The sequence below is a fragment of the Dactylosporangium sp. NPDC050588 genome, from assembly GCF_040654975.1.
GTDB classification, from domain to species: Bacteria; Actinomycetota; Actinomycetes; order Mycobacteriales; family Micromonosporaceae; genus Dactylosporangium; species Dactylosporangium maewongense.
The window spans coordinates 76292-93732 of record NZ_JBFAJA010000058.1; the positions used below are offsets into that span (position 1 = coordinate 76292).

A 17441-nucleotide genomic window follows, 5' to 3' on the forward strand; every position below is an offset into this window, starting at 1 on the left:
CCTGGGTTATGCGAGGTGGCTGATCCGCCCGCCGGTGGTGGGGTGCTGCTCGTAGGCGCTCTCGGCGTGGATGACCAGGTCGAGGCCGCCGCGCTCGTGCTCCGGGGCGACCCGGAAGCCGACGGTGCGGTCGACGGCCTTCGCGACGAGCCAGGTGGCGCCGAACGCGTAGACGGCGACGACCAGCACCGCGAGCGCCTGCCGGCCGAGCAGACCGGCGCCGCCGCCGAACACGAGGCCGTCCTCGCCGCCGGTGACCACCGAGGTCGCGAGGACCCCGATGAGCACCGTGCCGATGAGGCCGCCGACGCCGTGCACCCCGACGACGTCGAGGGAGTCGTCGTAGCCCAGCTTGTACTTGAGACCGACGGCGTAGCAGCAGGCCACGCCCGCGACGGCGCCGATGACGAGGGCGCCGAGCGGGTTGACGGAGCCGCACGACGGGGTGATCCCGACCAGGCCGGCGACCGCGCCCGAGGCCGCGCCGAGGGTCGTCGGGTGCCCGTCGCGCCAGCGTTCGACGATCAGCCAGCCGCCGACCGCGGCGGCGCCGGCGACCTGCGTGTTGAGGAACGCGGTCGAGGCGACGCCGCCGGTGGTCAGCGCGGAGCCGGCGTTGAACCCGAACCAGCCGAACCACAGCAGCCCGGCCCCGAGGATCACCAGCGGGAGGCTGTGCGGCCGCATCGCCTCGGTGCGGAAGCCCAGCCGCGGCCCGAGCACCAGGGCGAGGGCGAGCGCGGACGCACCGGAGTTGACCTCCACGACGGTGCCGCCGGCCAGGTCCAGGATGCGCAGGTGGGTCGCGATCCAGCCGCCGCCGAACACCCAGTGCGCGATCGGGACGTACACCAGCAGCACCCACAGCGCGACGAACCCCACCCACGCGCCGAACTTGGCACGGTCGGCGATCGCCCCGCTCAGCAGTGCCGCGGTGATGATGGCGAACATCAGCTGGAAACCCGCGAACGCCATGGTCGGCACCGAGCCGGTGAGGTCGGTGGGGCCGATCCCTGCCATGCCCACGTGCTCGAGGGACCCGATGAGGCCGCCGGCGGAGTCCTTGCCGAACGCGAGCGAGTAGCCGGCGACGACCCACACGACGGTGACGACGGCGAGGCAGGCGAACGACATCATGAGCATGTTGAGTGCGCTCTTGATGCGCACCATGCCGCCGTAGAACAGCGCCAACCCCGGCACCATCAGCAACACCAGCGCCGCGCTCACCAGCAACCAGGCGGTGTCGCCCGCGCTGAACCCCTCCGGCATCGACGGACCCTCTCTCTTCGGGTGTGGTCCGTGATCGCCGTTGATCGCGTGGCATGCAGCGTCGCGGTCGTCCGTTTCACCCGTTGGACGTCCGCGTTTCGAACATGTTTCCGGCGTCACACCCCGGACGCGCCTGGCGGTCCGGCGGCCCGCGGCCGCTACTTGAGGTCGCGGGCCGCCCCGCGCTGGAGCCACAGGCGGGTCGTGATCGCGGCACCGGCGACGCTGGCGAAGGCGAGCCCGGACGAGAACGCCCGCTGCAGGGTCGTGAAGTCGTCGGAGAACATGGTGCCGGCCGCCACGACGACCTGCGCGCCGAACGCCACGACGGCGGACATGCCGACGATCGCCTCCGCGGTGAACTGCGGATCGAACACCCGGTGCAGGGTCGCGTGCCGCACCCCGACCTCGATGGTGCCCCGGTCCGCCGCCAGATGCGTCCGCTCCCCGTCGGCGAGGGCGAACAGGGACGCCCGGATGCGGGCGATGTCCCGGTCGTACGCCCGCAGCGCCATGCCGAACTTCCGCACGCTGACGAGGATCAGCAGGCTGACCATGCCCAGCACCCAGGCCATGGACGCCACCCCGATGGCCACGTCCGGCCAGTTCGTCATCCGCGCGCTGACCGCCACGAAGAACCCGATGATCGCGACGAGCAGCGTGAAGTAGTACCCGAGGAACTGGTTGCGTTCATGCTCGATGTGCCGGTAATGCAGCCAGTGCTGCTGCCCCTCGTACATGAGTGCATCCGTCAACAGGCGCTCGCGCTCGAAATCGTTCAGACTCACTGCGCCAGCGTCGGATGCGGGCCGCCGATGATCATCACCCCGCGCGGGTGAGCGGCCCGCACCCGCGGCGCCAAGACAGCCGTGGATCGCCGGCCGGGGCCGGCCGCGGGCGCGGTCCTCGGCGTCGTCGCCGGTGTGCAGAGCCACGGCGCGTCGCTGCCGTCCGCCGGCCTCATGCTGGCGCTCGTCGTGCTCGGCATCCTCGACGCGTTCGCCGGGCTCGCCGCGGCCGTCGCGTTCGGCACCGTCGTCGTCGCCGCGGGCGGGGTCTCCTCGACCGGCACGCTGCGGCTGCTGCTCGGCGTGACCGCGCTGTGGTTCGCGATCGCGCTGCTCGCCGGCGTCGTCCGCCCGTTCCGCCGGCCGCGGCCGCAGCGCGGGCTGGACTGGTGGACCCGCGGCGGCGACGTGCTCATCACGTCGCTCACCGGCGGCTGGGCGGTGCAGAAGAGCATCGGCGCGCTGAACGGCCTCGCCGGCCACGTGCTGCCGATCGCCGGGTCCGCGAACCGGATCGCGCTCGCCGCGCTCGCCGCCATCGTCGTGCGGATCGGGCTGGAGAGCGTCGCCGGCTGGGCGTACCCGTCGCGGCTCGGCGCCGTCCGCCCGGAGAAGCTGCCGAAGCCGGGGAAGGTGCAGCGGCTCGCCGCAATCGGGCTGCGCACCACGCTGTTCGTCCTCGTGGCCGTCCCGTTCCTGGGCATGCCGTGGCAGCTGTGGGCGGGTGCCGCGCTGTTCCTCGTGCCGCAGGTGCTCAGCGTGTACGACGACGCGTTCCCGAACAGGCCGGAGGTCTTCCGCTTCCTGCCGAAACGCGTCGTCAAGACGGTCTTCATGATGCTCGTCGGCACCGGCACCGGCACCGGCTCGGGCCTGGCCCTCGCCTGGCTGCTGGACGACCCGGCGGCGCGGATCGTCAACGGCTTCGTCCTGCTGTCCCTGCCGGGCCTGGTGTTCTCGATCGTCGAGCTGTTCGGCCGGGAGGGCGAGGAGCGCGAGCAGATCTGGCGCCGCGAGCTCGCCGACGGCGCGGTCGTCGCCGTCGGCATCGCCGCCGCGCTCGGCGTGTTCTCGTAAGGTGGGGCCGGTGACCTTCCATCCCGTGCCAGAGCCCCGCCCGACGCTCACCCACGCCGGCTGTGTCGTCTCCACGCCGCTCGGGTACCGCCCGCTGCACCTCGACCTGCACGTGCCGCCCGGCGACGGCCCGTTTCCCGTGGTGCTGTGGGTCCACGGCGGCGGCTGGATGACCGGCAGCCGCGTGTGGACGGTCGACCCCCTGTTCCACGAGCGGATGGTGGCCCGCGGCTACGCCGTCGCCGACGTCGACTACCGGCTGGCCCTGGAGGCCACCTACCCGGCGCAGCAGGCCGACCTCGAGGCCGCCGTCCGCTGGCTGCGCCACCACGCCGCCGCGCTGCGCCTGGACCCGGCGCGCTTCGCCGCGCTCGGCGAGTCGGCCGGCGGTCAGCTCGCCGCGGTCGCGGCCCTCACCGGCACCGGCGACACCGCGATCCAGGCCGTCATCCTCTGGTACGCCCCGGCCGACCTCTCCACGGTCCCGCACCAGGACGACCCGTTCATGTTCCCGGCGATCCTGCTCGGCGGCCCTTTGGAGGAGCGGCAGACGTTCGCCCGGCTCGCCAGCCCGCTGCACAACATCCACCCGGCGGCGCCGCCGTTCCTGCTCGTCCACGGCACCGACGACGAGACCGTCCCGTTCGCGGAGGCCACCGGCTTCGCCGAGGCGCTGCGCGCCCAGGGCGTCCGCTGCGACGTCCTGCCCGTCGAGGGCGCCGGCCACGTCTTCACCGGTGCCACCGTCGAGGTCGGCAACCTCACCGAGGCCGGCGCCGACTTCCTCGACGACGTCCTGCGCTGACCGCGGCCGCACCCGCACGACGTCCGCCGGTTTGCGTGGGGAGGTTCCAGACGGGTACCAGGGAGACTGTGCCTGATCAACGTGGGCGGCCCCGGGTGGTCGTCGTGACTGGAGCGTCGAGTGGGATCGGCCATGCGGCGGCGCTGGCGTTCGCGGCCGCGGGTGACCGGCTGGTGCTCGCGGCACGGGCGCGCCCCGGCCTCGACAAGGTCGCGGCGCAGTGCCGGGCGGCAGGGGCGGAGGTCCTGGTGGTCACCGCCGACGTGACCCGGCCCGGGAGCCTCGACGCGGTGGCGGACGCGGCGGCCGGCGGGTTCGGCGGGATCGACGTGTGGGTGCACACGGCGGCGGTCATGGTGTATGGGCGGCTCGAGGACGTGCCCGCCGAGATCTTCGACCGGGTGGTGGAGACCGACCTGCTCGGCTCCGCGGCGGTCGCCAGGACCGCCCTCCCCCGGTTCCGGGCGCAGGGGCACGGGGTGCTGGTGTTCGGCGGGTCGCTGCTGGGCACGATCGCCGCGCCGTACATGAGCGCGTACATCGCCAGCAAGTGGGGGCTGCGGGCGCTGGTGCGGGTGCTGCGGCTGGAGACCCGGGACGCGCCCGGGATCCACGTGTGCCTGGTCGCGCCCGGGGCGGTCAACACCCCGGTCTACCGCAACGCCGCCAACTTCGCCGGGCGGATCGGGCGGCCGCCGCCACCGGTGGACCCGCCCGAGAAGGTGGCCCGCGCGATCCTACGCTGCGCCGAGCGCCCCAGGGCGACGGTCAACGTCGGCGCCGCCGGCACGTTCGTCAGGCTCGGCTTCACGCTGTTTCCGCGTCTGTACGACACGCTGGTCGGACCGCTGATGCGCCGCGGCGGCCTGTCGCGGGAGCCTGTCGCGCCGACCCCCGGCAACGTCCTGGCGCCGCTGCCGCCGTCCGGGCACAGCCTGCACGGCCCGTGGAAGCCGCGCCGGGTGCTGCGCGCGGGCACGGTGCTCGGCGCCGCCGCGGTGACCGTACTCGCGGTCCGAGGTCTGGCACGGGGACGGACCGGCCGGTGACGATCGCCGAGCTCGTGCGGCGGGCGCCGATGCCGGCCGTCGCGGTTGCCGTGTTCACCCGGGACGAGCAGCTTCTGGAGGTCGTCCACGGCTGCGCCGACCTGGAGACCGGCCGGCCCGCCACGCGGCACGACTGGTGGGACCTGGCGAGCCTCACGAAGGTCCTCGTGACGGTCCCGGCGGTCCTCGACCTGGTGGCGGGCGGGCGGATCCGGCTGGACGATCCGCTGGGCGTCGTGTGGCCGGGCGCCCGCCACGCGCCGTTCGCCGGCGCGACGGTCGCGCAGCTGCTCAGCTACGACGCCGGGCTGCCTGCCACCGTCCCGTTCTTCACGGAAGGCACCGATGTCGTGGCGGCCGCGCTCGGGACGCGCCCCACCGGTTCCGCCGCCGTGTACAGCGACGTGAGCTTCATCGTGCTCGGCGCGATGGTCGAGGCGCTCACCGGCAGGTCCCTGGCGGAGGCCGCGGCACGGCACGGGCTGCGGTATGCGCCGCTGCCCGGCCCCGCGGTCGCCACCGAACGGTGCGCCTGGCGGGGGCGGCTGATCTGCGGCGAGGTCCACGACGAGAACGCCGCGGCGATGGGTGGCGTCGCCGGGCACGCCGGCGCGTTCGGCACGATCGGCCAGGTCGCCCGGATCGGCCAGGACTGGCTGTGCGAGCGGGTGAGCACCCCGGCGCTGCACCGGTCGGTGCGCGAGTGCTGGTCGGAGGGCGCCGACGGGGAACGCTTCGGCCTCGGCTGGTGGCTGGCACCCACCCGCGGCCTGGGCGGGCCACGCCCGGGCGCGGACGGCTACGGCATGTCGGGGTTCGTCGGCAACCGGATCTGGCTCGAACCCGCCCGCGGCTACGGCGTGGTGGTGCTGAGCAACCGCATCCATCCGGTCCGCACGCCCCGCGAGCCGTTCGCCGCCTGGTGCGCCGAGCTCCTGCTGCGCGCTCAACGAATCTGACCGATGGTGAGTGCGGCCGATCTCGGGCGATACGCTTCTCCCTCGCGACGAACCATTGGGCCGCTCGTCAGCGGGAGAGGCGGGACCGTGTTTCGATGGCTGCGATCCGGGTGGCTGACGATCTGGGGTGCGCGGCCCTTCACTGTTCGCACGCCGATGAGCGTGACGGCGGCTGTCGCCGCGCTGGACGCCGACCGGGCGACCAGGTGGACCGCCCTGGGTCTGTCTTCCCGTGGCGCGGGCTTCCGGCACGTCACCGGCTCGGTGACCGCTGACGGTGTGCGCCTGACTTCCCGCCGTCCGGGCTGGAACAATCTCTTCAGCCCAGTTCTCCAGGCGCGATTCACGCCGCTTCCGGACGGCTGCGAGCTGACCGGCTCGTTCACCGCGCCGGAACCGGCCCGGGCGTTCACCCTGGCGTGGCCGGCACTCACCATCCTCTGGTCCATGTGCGCGCTGGGCGCCTCCGGCAGCCTCGTTCCGGTTGCCGCCGGCTTCGGCATGGCCGCGCTGGGCATCGTGATGGCCACGACGTCGGCACTGGCCGGCCGGCGCGACGAGCAGCACCTACGCAGTTGGGTCAACCATCGCCTGCGCGGCGCCGCGTGACATCTGCGGTGCTTGCCGGGTGACCGCCCAGGAGTCCTTCCGCGCGATGCTGCATGACAGCGTCAGTGAACCTGGCGCTGGCACCGCAGCCGTGGTGGCAGTTCAGCACCCGGTTCCTGCTCGACAGGGCACGGAAGAGGCCACGCTTCCACGACGGCCTGCCCGCCGACCGGATCACGGCACGCGCCGCACTCCTGGACCTCCTGGACCTCCTGAGCCGCGCCCAGACGCCGGAAACTCGAGGACACCCTACTGGGCATGAGGGATCGACATCGCGTGGGCCTCTCGGATGGCAGATGACGCCGCCATGATTGCGGTGATCGTGTTCTGCCGTGTGTACTGCACCGTTCCCGCAGCATGCACGGTGGCGTGCCGGTTGTAGTGGCCGGGAACGGCGCCTGCCGCGCCGTCGAAGGAGTCGAGCGCCAACAACAGTGGAGCCAGCGCGAGCCCGGTCCGGAGACGTCGCCAGGTATGATGCCTGCGCAGTTCTTCGATTGCCTCGCGTAGCGGTCGGTAACCCTGCCACACCCCCAGAGGGCAGGCAACCCGCAGTGTTGTGTCAAGAATGTTGGTCGCAAGTGCCTGCGCGGCCGAGTAATGCCGCTGGCGCGCTGCCGCGATCGCTTGCCGCAGCAGATGTGCTTGCTCACCGACCGTGCCGCGCTGCGCCTCCATCGCGACACGGTCGCAATCGTCCAAAATATCCTGCTCGCGATCAGTCACCCGAAGGAATACTTCGGTCTCGTGCGCGGATATCAGTTCTGCCAGAATTTCCGGCCGGGGAATCCAGGCCACAGCGATTCCCTTGCCGGCAATTCGTGCAAGACTCGCCGTGTCCAGCATCGCCGCCTCGACTGAGACCGGTCCGGATGATCCGAGCCAGTTGGGTGCGATTCCGTGTCGTATCGTGAAGGCGGCAGTCGCAACACTGCCGCCGAGCCTGGGCTCGATCTTGGCAAGCTGCTCCAGCGCCGCCCTCATACGGACGGATAGCATCCCCACCTTGAACTCCGATCACCCGATGGCCATCATGCCAGGCGCAAGAATGGCGAACTGTCACACCGAACCGATCGTCATTCTGCACAATCAGTCACGATCATGCAGCTGGATATCCACCCCTCCGCGCGACCCGACGCCGAGGACCTGCGCCACCGTAGCGGTGGGTGCCGATCACATCGCGGAAAATCCGAGCACCGCTGGTGCGCCGCGCAAGACCAGAACATTCGGTACGGCGTCCTTAGTTGCTCAACGATTGAATCCGACCATCGAGGCGCGTCCCTGGCCATACCTGACGGACAAGGCCCGCCAACCGTTACCACCGACCGAAACCTCGAAGAGGCGCTGCCCTCCTCGCCGACATCAGCACCGTCAGGTCGAGGAGGACCGGCATAGCACGCGCCATCATCGGCTCAGACCCGCACCGGCGGCCTGCAACCACCGAGATCATCAACAATCGGGGGAAGATCCCGGCAAGGTCGGTTCGGACCGGTACATCGCCCAACGTCTGGTTGCTGACGGCGAGGCTGCCCGCACGGCCTCGCCTGTTCGCCAGCGCCTGAGGCCCGTAAGCCCCATCCCGCCGCGGACCGTGTCGCGGTGGCCGCGTTGCGCGCTGCAGACGGATGCTCGACGGCGTGATCGACCAGGACCTCAAGGAAGGCGGCCAACGCCGCCCATTGAGGTGGCCGGAGGCCTCTGCGCTGCTGCGGGGTGGCCAGGTCCGGGTTGTGCATCTCGTCGACCAGGACCAGATCGGTGCGGGGGAGGGTAGCGCGACACGATCTTTCGGGGCGATACGTTTGCATTGACATATGTCGCTCAGTATCGGTAGCGTAACGCCCGGAAAATACATCTTGCGATGGTCGTTAAATACGCGTGAACACGCCATTTCGTCATGCGTGGAAACGGAGCGAAACGTTTACATGACCGACGACGAGCAGCATGACCACGGGATGTCCGGGCCGGTCTTCGCCGTCGGCGGGCCGAGCGCATATGACGAGGTGGTGCGGTTCACGGCCGCAGTCAGAGCGCTCCGTCCGCTGCCGGAAATGCCGCACCCCGATTTCCTGCTGTTCCAGACACTGCATCTCACCGCCGAACTGCTCTGGTACAACATGCATTTCGACATCGTCCGCGCCGCCGACGATCTGCGCGCCGGGGACTACCGGTCCGCGCACCGCCTGGTGCGCCGCGCGACGGAGTTGCAGCGGCTGACGGTGACGCATCTCGGTCAGGTCCGGTCCGGCATTCCGCAGACCGAGTTCCTGCAGATCCGGGCGAGCCTGCCCGAGGGCGGCAGCGGCCTGGACTCCCCCGGCATGCGCAATCTCCAGAAGGCGTGCCGACACCTGTGGCGCTGCTTCACCGCGGCGATGGAGTCCGAGGGCCTCGCGTCGGAGGTGGAGCTGCTGGAGGCCGACGCGACCCAGCCGCAGCTGCGGCTCGTCGCGCTGGAGATGCTGGAGCTCGACGACGCGCTGCTCGGCTGGCAGCAGGAGCACCAGCGGATGGTGTGGGCGCGGCTCGGCGGCCACCCCACCCTCAACGACGGCCGCTCCCCCGTCAGCCTCACCGGCCGGACCGTCGACGTGCTCGACCGGTTCGTCGCGCACATGCGCTTTCCGCGGCTGTGGCAGGCGGTACAGGACTATCACGAGTCGATGGCCAAGCATCAGGCGTACGGAGGGACCCACCGATGACCGGCACCGTCTGGCAGCCGCCGCAGGATCTGCCGTTCCACTGGCACGTGTACGACGTCGGGCACCTGCTGCCCGACGGCTGGGCCGCGGCGCTGCTCGACGTGGCCCGCGAGCACGCCGTCCGGCGCGTCTTCCGGCCGACCATGTCCACCGCCCGGGAGGTCGCAGGCGCCGAGATCCCGATGCACAGCGTCGACGGCGAAGTGCTGCGGCGGGCCGCGCCGTGGACATTCGACCTGTACAGCGGCTGGTTCAAGCAGCTCGGCGAGCGGACCGCGGAGGAGAAGCTGGAGGAGACCAGCAGCGACAACCGCGCGCTGAGCCTCAACATCCAGCAGGGGATCACGATGCGGTACCCGTGCCACGTCGATAGCAACCCCATGCAGGGGCTGCTGTACCTGACGTCGTGCACCGAGGAGACCGGCGGCGGGCTCGTCGTCGCCCGCGACCGCGCCGCGCGGGACGTCGCCGGCGTCGACGCGAACGCCATGCGGATCTACCCGTCGGCGGGCCAGCTGTACTTCTTCGACGCCCGCCGGCACGCCCACTACGTCGAGCCGCTGCGCCGCGACGACGCCGTGCGCGCCGTACTCACGATGAACTACTACTCGCCGTCGTGCCCGGAGACGGTGCGCCCCTCCGGGCTCGACGAGCAGCTGTTCGGCCGCTGAGTCAGGCGCTCATGACCGGGTCCGGCTCCGGCAGCGCCGTCTCCTTCAGGCCGATCCGCCGGTGCAGGCGGCGCAGCGGGCCCGGGGCCCACCAGTTCCACCGCCCGAGCAGCGTCATCGTCGCCGGCACGAGCAGGCAGCGCACCACGGTCGCGTCGATGAAGACGGCGGTCGTGAGGCCCAGGCCGATCTGCTCGATGCTGCCCATCTGCGCCGCGGCGAAGCAGCCGAAGACGATCACCATGAGCAGCGCGGCGGAGGTGATGACCCGGCCGGTGTGCTGCAGGCCGCGCCGGACGGCGGTGTCGGTGTCGTCGCCGCCGTCGACGTACTCCTTGATCCGGCCGAGGAGGAACACCTCGTAGTCCATGGACAGGGCGAACGCGAACGCGAACAGGATGACCACGACGAAGGGGTCGAGCCCGCCGACGGTGAGCGTGCCAAGCGCCCCGGCGAGCCAGCCGTGCTCGAACACGGCGACCATCACGCCGAGGGTCGCGCCGAGGGACACGACGTTGGCGAGGATCGCCTTCACCGGCACGACCAGCGAACCCGTCATCGCGAACAGCAGCACGAGCATGGCGGTGAGCGTGATGCCCAGCGCGAGCGGCAGGTCGTCGATGATGAGCCCGACGAGGTCCACCAGCACCGCGGCGTCACCGGTCACCCAGGACTGGACCCCGGCGGGCCGGTCGGCGCGCAGCCGCCGCACGAGCTCCTGGGCGGCGTCGTCCTGCGCCCCGCCGCGCAGGCTCAGCTCGACGGCGGCGAGGCCGGCGCCGACGGGCTTCGCCGGCTGCACCTTGCCGACGGCCGGATCGCCGGACCAGCGGGCGGCGTAGGCGTCGAGCTCCGCGGCGCCCGTGCGGGCGACGACCGTGACCGTCGGGGCGAACGACCGGCCGAACCGGGTCTTGAGCTCGTCGGCGACCCGCACCGAATCGATGCTGCGCGGGAAGCCTTCGAGGCCGGGCAGCTTCACGGTCGCCGACAGCAGCGGCAGGCCGGCGGCGAGCAGCAGCGCCGCGGTGACCACGGCGACGACCGCCGCCCGGCGCTGCACCAGCGCGGCGAGGGCGGCGAAGAACCCGCGCCCGGCCTCGTCCGCGGCGGCCTTCTGGCGCGCCGGTTTGAGCCGCTTGCGGGCCAGGCCGATGAGCGCCGCCGTGAACGTCAGTGACACCAGCATCGCGACCAGCGCGATCGACACGCCGGCGGCGCCGAGCGCGGTCAGCTGCCGCACCGAGAAGGCGAGGAGCCCGGCGAGCGCGGCGGCGACGGTGAGGGCGCTGAAGAAGATGGTGCGCCCGGCGGTCGCCCAGGCCCGGCCGATCGCGTCCTCGGGCGGGAACCCGGCGGCGAGCTCCTCGCGGTAGCGGGCCACGAGCAGCAGCCCGTAGTCGACGGACAGCCCCAGCCCGAGCAGCGACGCCACGGTCAGCGCGTTGGAGTCCACGTCGGTGACCGTGGTGAACGCGTACAGGACGGGGAAGACGGCGGCGACCGACACGACCGCGGCGAGCACCGGCACCCCCGCCGCGATGAGCCCGCCGAACACGATGACGAGCACGACCAGCGTCAGCGGCAGCGACAGCAGCTCGGCGCGGCTGCGGTCCTCGTCGAGGGTCCGCCCGGCGTCGCGGCTGATCGTCGCGGACCCGCCGACCCGGACGGCGGCGCCCGCGGGCAGCTCGCCGCCGAGCCGGTCGAGCTCGGCCTCGACCTTGTCGACAGCGGCGTTGCGGGTCGGCTTGTCGATCTTCTCCAGGGTGGCCACGACGAGCAGCGCCCGGCCGTCGGCCGACACCGCCGTCGCCTCGACCTTCCGCACGTGCTCGACGCCGCGCAGCCGCCCGGCGGCCGCGTCGACGGCGGCCCGGACGTCGGCCGCCTTCGGGTCGACGGCGTCCACCAGGCCGACGACCTGCCCGGAGGAGTCCTCGGCGGTGCCGATCAGGTCGTACGCCTCGATCGACTCGACCTTCTTGCGCACGCTGTTGGTCTCGGAGATCGCGTCCAGCAACGGCCCCGCGGCGAGCACGCCCCCGACGACCGCGACCAGCCACACCCCGAGCACCCACCACCGCCGCCGGAAACACCAGCCGCCCAGCCCCGCCATGAAACCCATCCCGCTCCGCCCTCCCCGTACCGACGAATCCGCAGCATCAAAGTGCCAGACCGCGCGGGAGGACGGGTGGGCGGGGGCCACCACACCGGTGGACCGTGCGGCGGCGTCTACTCGTTGGGGTAGACCAGGCCGATCTGGCGGCGGATCTCGTCGAGGGTCTGCATGATCGTCAGGGTTTCGGCGAGGGGCAGCAGCGGCGAGTCGGTGGCGCCCGCGGTGAGCAGGTCGGCGAAGTGGGCCGCCTGGTGGACGAGGCCCTCATGGCCCGTGATCGCGGGTGGGGCGGACTCGCTGACGTCGCCGGCGACGGTGGTGAGGCGGACGGCCTGCGGCTGGTAGAAGGGGCCGGCGAGCTCGATCCGGGCGGCGGTGCCCGAAATGCTCGCGGTGGTCGGCGACGCGGCCGTCTGGGTGGTGGAGACGATGCCGTGCGCGCTGCCGGTCCGCAGGACCGCGGAGACCTGGGCGTCGACGCCGGTCGTGGTCATGGTGCCGGTCGCCTGGATCTCCTCGGGGGCGCCGAGGACGAACGAGGTGAACGAGACGGGGTAGATGCCGAGGTCGAGCAGGGCGCCGCCGGCGAGGGCCGGGTTGAGCAGCCGGTGCGTCGGTGGGATGTCGAAGTGCTGGCCGTGGTCGCCGATCACCGTCTGCACGTCGCCGAGCGCGCCGTCGGCGAGCAGCTGCCGCACGACGTCGTAGTGCGGCAGGAAGCGGCTCCACATCGCCTCCATCAGCAGCAGCCCCGAGCCGCGGGCCAGCTCGATGAGCTCCGCGGCCTGGGCCGCGTTCTGCGTGAACGCCTTCTCGACCAGGACCGGCTTGCCGGCGCGCAGCGCGAGGAGGGTCTGCTCGTGGTGGTGGCTGTGCGGCGACGCGACGTAGACGGCGTCGATGTCGGCGTCGGCGACGAGCGCCTCGTAGGAGCCGTAGGCGCGGCCGCCGCCGTGCCGGGCCATGAACTCCTCGGCGCGCTGGAGCGAGCTGGAGCCGGCGGCGACCACCCGTGACCTCGAGTGCCGGTGGACGGCGCCCGCGAACTGGTCCGCGATCCAGCCGGGCGCGATGACGCCCCACTTGATCGGCGGTGCGTCCTGGGGGTCCGCGGTGCGCGCGGTGGGCAGTGCAGTGCTCACGGTCGTCCTCACGTCGGGTGTGGTGCTCGACCCGAAGCTACACGACGAAGATCCGGACCCGGCGCGATAGCGTTGGCGGCCGTCCACCGACCCCGGGAGCGCCGATGTCCGCCATGCCGCCCAGCGCGCAGACCTTGCGCACGTGGTTGCGGCACCGGCGGTTCGGGGTGCCGCCCGCCATGATCGACGCGGCGACCGAGCGCCGGCTCGCCGGGGACTGGCGCCGGGCGTGCACCGCCGCGCACGTGACGCCCGACATCGACCTGCGCGCCGTCGAGTGGGAGCACGGACGCGAGGTCGCCGCCGCGGTCGAGGACGACCTGCGGCACCTGGCGCCGGACCTGCTGCGCTGGCACGAGCCGCTGCACGGGCACCACTCGTGGCCGGCCGCCAGCCGGCCCGTCCCGATGACCCGGCTCGCCGGCGGGCTCGGCATCCTGCTGGTCCAGGGGCCCCGCAGCGGCGGCCGGCGCCGGTTCCAGCTCCGCTTCGACAGCGGCGTCTCCCCCGCGGCCGAGCTGATCGACCGGCACCTGTGGGACGTCCGGCGGGCGCCCGGGCTGCGCGCGCTGTGCGGGCCGGAGCCGGTCAGCACCGAGGCGGTCTGCGCGCACACGACCGGCCGGCAGCGGGAGGCCGCCGCGGCCGCCGGGATCGACGCCACCGGGCTGGCCGAGCCGCGGTCGGACTTCAGCCTGGCGAGCTACCCGCTGGTCTGGTCGAGGCTGGTGCCGGCCGCCCGCGCCCTGCTGGACCGGCGCGGCAGTCGCGCCGGGGCGGTCGATCTCGGCGAGGGCTGGCTGGACCTCAGGGAGCGGCCGACGGTCGTCGCCGGGCCTCCACCGCGCAACGCGCCGCTGCTGCAGGTCTCGGACTGGCAGGAGCCGCTCGACGCCGAACTGGTCCGCCACGGTCTCATCGATCCGGACGCATTGCATCCCCTCGTCCACGACGCTCTCCTGCCCGGCCGGTCGCGGTCTCGGCAGCCGTACGCCCCGCCGGTGCCCGCCGTCGTGCGGGTCCAGTGCGGCGGGCGGGCCCACCGGCTGGCCGCCCGCGACGGACGGTGGCACCCGCTGGACCACGACCCGTCGGACCTGGCCCGGGAGGAGGCCCTCGCCGCGCTCGGCGGGCCGGCCGAGGGCTGCGCCGACGTGCTGCTGAGCTGGCGGACCGGCGGGCGCCGGGACGCCGGGCTGCCGCCGCCGGTCCAGGACCTGCACGACGAGCTCTGGCAGCGGGTGGCGTACGCCGACACCGACGGCGTCCTGCGGCTGCTCGGCGACGGCTTCCCGCCGGCCGTTGACCGGGGCGGCGTCACGCTCCTGCACGCCCTGAGCCGGCTCGACCATTCGCGGATGCTGCCCCGCCTGCTCGCGCTCGGCCTGGACGTGAACGCGCGGACGGTCGTCGGTGAGACGCCGCTGCACGCGGCGGCGAGGTCGCTGTCCGACGGCGCCGCCGACCTGGTCGGGGCGCTGCTGCGGGCCGGCGCCGACCCGCGGGCGGTGAACGACCGCGGGCAGTGCCCCGCCGACCTGGCGTCCGACCCGGCGGCGGTGGCCCTGCTGCGGGCATGACGACCCGTCTCCCCGCTGGCGAAGGGGCACCGGGGTGACTATCTTCGTGGTCCATGACGGCTGGCGACGGAGACGCCGAACCGCTGCGCGTGCCCCCGTGGCTCGCCGGGCTCGGCGCCGATCCGGACCGTCCCGCGTCCGGCGGGACGTTCCGCCCCGACCCGGCCGACGCAGCCACTCCCGTTCCCATAATCCAGGACGAGTCCGTCCCCGTGGATGAGACGCCGGGCGACGCGGCGGACTGGGCCGCGGCGCCGGACCGCGACGGCTGGCACGTCGCCGACGAACCGTCGGAGCTGCGCGGGCTGTGGGTGTTCTGGCGGTCGCGGCTGATCGTGGCCGGCGTCGCCGCGGCCGTGTCGCTGCTGGTGATCCTGGCGGTGGCGGCGTACTTCAGCGACGACGATCCCGCTCCCGTCACCCCGCCGGTCGGCCTGCCCTCGCCGGCCCCGTCACCCACCGGCGCGCCGTCCCTGACGCCGGACCCCGCGCCGGCCACGCCGTCGAAGGCCGCGCCCGCGTCGCCGTCCCCGGCCGCCGCGCGGACGACGTCCCCGCCGCCGAAGTTCGGGCCGGTCTCGCTCGAGGCCGAGGCGCCCGGCAACACGCTCGGCGGCTCGGCGTGGGTGGACCGCTACCCCGGCGCCTCGGGCGGCTCGATCGTGCGCAATCTCGGCGACTGGGGCAGCCGCGCCGGCGACGGCGTGCTGCGCTTCAACAACGTCGACGTCCCGGTCGCCGGCACGTACACGCTGAAGCTCTACCACGTGAACATCGACAACGAGCGCACCAGGACCGCTGTCGTCACGGTCGACGGCCGCGACCCGCAGCGGGTCACGCTCGACGGCGGCTCGACGTGCTGCACCGCGTCGACGCTGAAGGTCCAGCTCCGCGCGGGCGGCAACACCATCTCGGTCGCCAACCCCGACGGGCACGCGCCGTCGGTCGACCGCATCGTGCTGTCCCTGCCCTGACCCAGGGCCGCGGCGTGCCGAAATCGATCGCCGTCTTGACTGACGGTTGTTGATGTGTCTACCGTCTCAACACGCTTTTAACAAAGTTTCCTAACTGTTGGTGAGGTGAACGTGAAACGATCCCTTCGCCAGGTCCTCCTGGTCGGGGCCGTCGTCGCCGCCGTGGCCGGAGCGACCGCTATCGTGCCACTGGTCCAGGCAAACGCCGCCGCCGCATGCGCTCCGGCATGGAGCGCGTCGGCCGTCTACGTCAAGGACAACGTCGTCTCGTACCAGAGCCACAACTACACCGCCAAGTGGTGGACCACGAACGAGGTGCCGACCGCCAGCGGCCAGTGGGGCGTGTGGGCCGACAACGGGGTCTGCGGTGGCGGGACCGATCCCACCACCCCGCCGCCGACCTCGAAGCCGCCGACGTCGCAGCCGCCCACCTCGCAGCCCCCACCGCCGCCCGGCGGCAAGAACGTCGTCGGCTACTTCGCCGAGTGGGGCGTCTACGCCCGCAACTACCACGTGAAGAACATCGTCACCAGTGGCTCGGCGGCGAAGCTGACCCACATCCTGTACGCCTTCGGCAACACCAGCGGCGGGCAGTGCTCCATCGGTGACTCGTACGCCGACTACGACAAGGCGTACACCGCGGCCGACTCGGTCGACGGCGTCGCGGACACCTGGGACACCGGCGCGCTGCGCGGCAACTTCAACCAGCTGCGCAAGCTCAAGCGCCTGTACCCGAACATCAAGGTGATCTGGTCGTTCGGCGGCTGGACCTGGTCCGGCGGCTTCACGCAGGCGGCGGCGAACCCGACCGGCTTCGCGAACTCCTGCTACAACCTGGTCAAGGACTCCCGCTGGGCCGACGTCTTCGACGGCATCGACATCGACTGGGAGTACCCGAACGCCTGTGGCCTCAGCTGCGACTCCAGCGGCCCGGCCAGCTACAACAACGTCATCACGGCGCTGCGCAACAAGTTCGGGCAGAACTTCCTGGTCACCTCGGCGATCTCCGCCGACGGCTCCAACGGCGGCAAGCTCGACGCCGCCGACTACGCCGCCGGCATCTCCAAGCTGAACCTGGTCTTCCCGATGACCTACGACTACTACGGCGCCTTCAGCCCGCAGGGCCCGACGGCTCCGCACTCGCCGCTGAACTCCTACTCAGGCATCCCGACGCAGGGCTTCTGGTCCGACGCGGCGATCCAGAAACTCAAGTCCAAGGGCGTCCCGGCCAGCAAGATGCTCCTCGGCATCGGCTTCTACGGCCGCGGCTGGACCGGCGTCACCCAGGCCGGCCCGGGCGGCACCGCGACCGGCCCGGCGCCCGGCACGTACGAGCAGGGCATCGAGGACTACAAGGTCCTGAAGAACTCCTGCCCGGCCACCGGCACCGTCGGCGGCACCGCCTACGCCAAGTGCGGCAGCAACTGGTGGGGCTACGACACCCCGGCCACCATCGCGGGGAAGATGACCTACGCCAAGCAGCAGGGCCTCGGCGGAGCCTTCTTCTGGGAGTTCTCCGGCGACACCAGCAACGGCGAGCTCATCACCGCCATCAAGAACGGTCTCGCCTGACGCCTGAACGGTCTCGCCTGACCAACGTCGCGCCGCCGCAGCCGGTCCCGGGCTGCGGGCGGCGCGGCCCCGTACGCGCCCCTCGAAGTGGCAGGGGCGGGGGGGGGACACGGGAGGGTGAA

Annotated in this window: 15 protein-coding genes; 10 read left to right on the top strand and 5 right to left on the bottom strand. The window is 72.4% G+C overall.

Going from position 1 to position 17441, the window contains the following annotated elements:
- Positions 1-6: 6 nt before the first annotated feature.
- Positions 7-1269, bottom strand: coding sequence for an ammonium transporter (locus AB0I21_RS35085; RefSeq protein WP_360567664.1), 1263 nt, complete (start codon positions 1267-1269; stop codon positions 7-9).
- Between the two features lie 158 nt (positions 1270-1427).
- Positions 1428-2057, bottom strand: a complete 630-nt coding sequence (locus AB0I21_RS35090) for a hypothetical protein (RefSeq protein ID WP_360567665.1) — start codon at positions 2055-2057, stop codon at positions 1428-1430.
- Positions 2058-2138: 81 nt separating this feature from the next.
- Here AB0I21_RS35090 and AB0I21_RS35095 point away from each other — a divergent pair, with 81 nt between their 5' ends.
- The 5 genes from AB0I21_RS35095 (at position 2139) to AB0I21_RS35115 (ending at position 6556) form a co-directional block, all read left to right on the top strand.
- Positions 2139-3134: a hypothetical protein gene (locus AB0I21_RS35095; protein ID WP_360567667.1), complete on the top strand. Its 996-nt coding sequence runs from the start codon at positions 2139-2141 to the stop codon at positions 3132-3134.
- A gap of 10 nt (positions 3135-3144) precedes the next feature.
- Complete coding sequence (locus AB0I21_RS35100; protein WP_360567669.1) at positions 3145-3939, top strand: alpha/beta hydrolase; 795 nt, start codon at positions 3145-3147, stop codon at positions 3937-3939.
- A 104-nt stretch (positions 3940-4043) separates the two neighbouring features.
- Positions 4044-4988, top strand: a complete 945-nt coding sequence (locus tag AB0I21_RS35105) for an SDR family NAD(P)-dependent oxidoreductase (protein WP_360567670.1) — start codon at positions 4044-4046, stop codon at positions 4986-4988.
- Positions 4985-5947, top strand: coding sequence for a serine hydrolase domain-containing protein (locus tag AB0I21_RS35110; protein ID WP_360567671.1), 963 nt, complete (start codon positions 4985-4987; stop codon positions 5945-5947). The genes AB0I21_RS35105 and AB0I21_RS35110 overlap by 4 nt, the downstream gene beginning before the upstream one ends.
- 87 nt (positions 5948-6034) lie before the next feature.
- On the top strand, positions 6035-6556 hold the full coding sequence (locus AB0I21_RS35115; protein WP_360567672.1) for a hypothetical protein: 522 nt from the start codon (positions 6035-6037) through the stop codon (positions 6554-6556).
- A gap of 249 nt (positions 6557-6805) precedes the next feature.
- Here the strand turns inward: AB0I21_RS35115 and AB0I21_RS35120 are convergent, their stop codons facing one another.
- Positions 6806-7540 (bottom strand): hypothetical protein, encoded by a 735-nt coding sequence (locus AB0I21_RS35120; RefSeq protein ID WP_360567674.1) that lies wholly within the window; start codon positions 7538-7540, stop codon positions 6806-6808.
- An 830-nt stretch (positions 7541-8370) separates the two neighbouring features.
- On the opposite strand from AB0I21_RS35120, the gene AB0I21_RS35125 reads away from it, so the two are divergent.
- Together AB0I21_RS35125 and AB0I21_RS35130 are read left to right on the top strand one after the other, a co-directional pair.
- Positions 8371-9258 carry a hypothetical protein gene (locus tag AB0I21_RS35125; RefSeq protein ID WP_360567676.1) on the top strand — a complete coding sequence of 296 codons (888 nt, stop codon included), beginning with the start codon at positions 8371-8373 and terminating at the stop codon, positions 9256-9258.
- Positions 9255-9929 (top strand): 2OG-Fe(II) oxygenase, encoded by a 675-nt coding sequence (locus AB0I21_RS35130; RefSeq protein ID WP_360567678.1) that lies wholly within the window; start codon positions 9255-9257, stop codon positions 9927-9929. Before AB0I21_RS35125 ends, AB0I21_RS35130 begins: the two co-directional genes overlap by 4 nt.
- 1 nt (position 9930) lies before the next feature.
- Here the strand turns inward: AB0I21_RS35130 and AB0I21_RS35135 are convergent, their stop codons facing one another.
- Both AB0I21_RS35135 and AB0I21_RS35140 read right to left on the bottom strand, forming a co-directional pair.
- On the bottom strand, positions 9931-12057 hold the full coding sequence (locus tag AB0I21_RS35135; protein ID WP_360567680.1) for an MMPL family transporter: 2127 nt from the start codon (positions 12055-12057) through the stop codon (positions 9931-9933).
- Between the two features lie 107 nt (positions 12058-12164).
- On the bottom strand, positions 12165-13193 hold the full coding sequence (locus AB0I21_RS35140; protein WP_360567682.1) for a Gfo/Idh/MocA family oxidoreductase: 1029 nt from the start codon (positions 13191-13193) through the stop codon (positions 12165-12167).
- Positions 13194-13297: 104 nt separating this feature from the next.
- Between AB0I21_RS35140 and AB0I21_RS35145 the strand changes: the two genes are divergently transcribed.
- From AB0I21_RS35145 to AB0I21_RS35155, 3 genes are all read left to right on the top strand, one after another.
- A complete protein-coding gene (locus AB0I21_RS35145; RefSeq protein WP_360567684.1) occupies positions 13298-14773 on the top strand; it encodes a hypothetical protein in 1476 nt (491 codons plus the stop codon).
- A 53-nt stretch (positions 14774-14826) separates the two neighbouring features.
- On the top strand, positions 14827-15747 hold the full coding sequence (locus AB0I21_RS35150; RefSeq protein WP_360567685.1) for a hypothetical protein: 921 nt from the start codon (positions 14827-14829) through the stop codon (positions 15745-15747).
- 111 nt (positions 15748-15858) lie between these two features.
- A complete protein-coding gene (locus tag AB0I21_RS35155) occupies positions 15859-17319 on the top strand; it encodes a glycosyl hydrolase family 18 protein (protein ID WP_360567686.1) in 1461 nt (486 codons plus the stop codon).
- Positions 17320-17441: the final 122 nt, after the last annotated feature.

Excerpts from the sequence above, each read along its gene's own strand:
- AB0I21_RS35085 (WP_360567664.1), bottom strand. The coding sequence starts at position 1,269 with ATGCCGGAGGGGTTCAGCGCGGGCGACACCGCCTGGTTGCTGGTGAGC.
- AB0I21_RS35120 (WP_360567674.1), bottom strand. The coding sequence starts at position 7,540 with ATGAGGGCGGCGCTGGAGCAGCTTGCCAAGATCGAGCCCAGGCTCGGC.
- AB0I21_RS35125 (WP_360567676.1), top strand. The coding sequence starts at position 8,371 with ATGTCGCTCAGTATCGGTAGCGTAACGCCCGGAAAATACATCTTGCGA.
- AB0I21_RS35130 (WP_360567678.1), top strand. The coding sequence starts at position 9,255 with ATGACCGGCACCGTCTGGCAGCCGCCGCAGGATCTGCCGTTCCACTGG.
- AB0I21_RS35135 (WP_360567680.1), bottom strand. The coding sequence starts at position 12,057 with ATGGGTTTCATGGCGGGGCTGGGCGGCTGGTGTTTCCGGCGGCGGTGG.
- AB0I21_RS35145 (WP_360567684.1), top strand. The coding sequence starts at position 13,298 with ATGTCCGCCATGCCGCCCAGCGCGCAGACCTTGCGCACGTGGTTGCGG.
- AB0I21_RS35150 (WP_360567685.1), top strand. The coding sequence starts at position 14,827 with ATGACGGCTGGCGACGGAGACGCCGAACCGCTGCGCGTGCCCCCGTGG.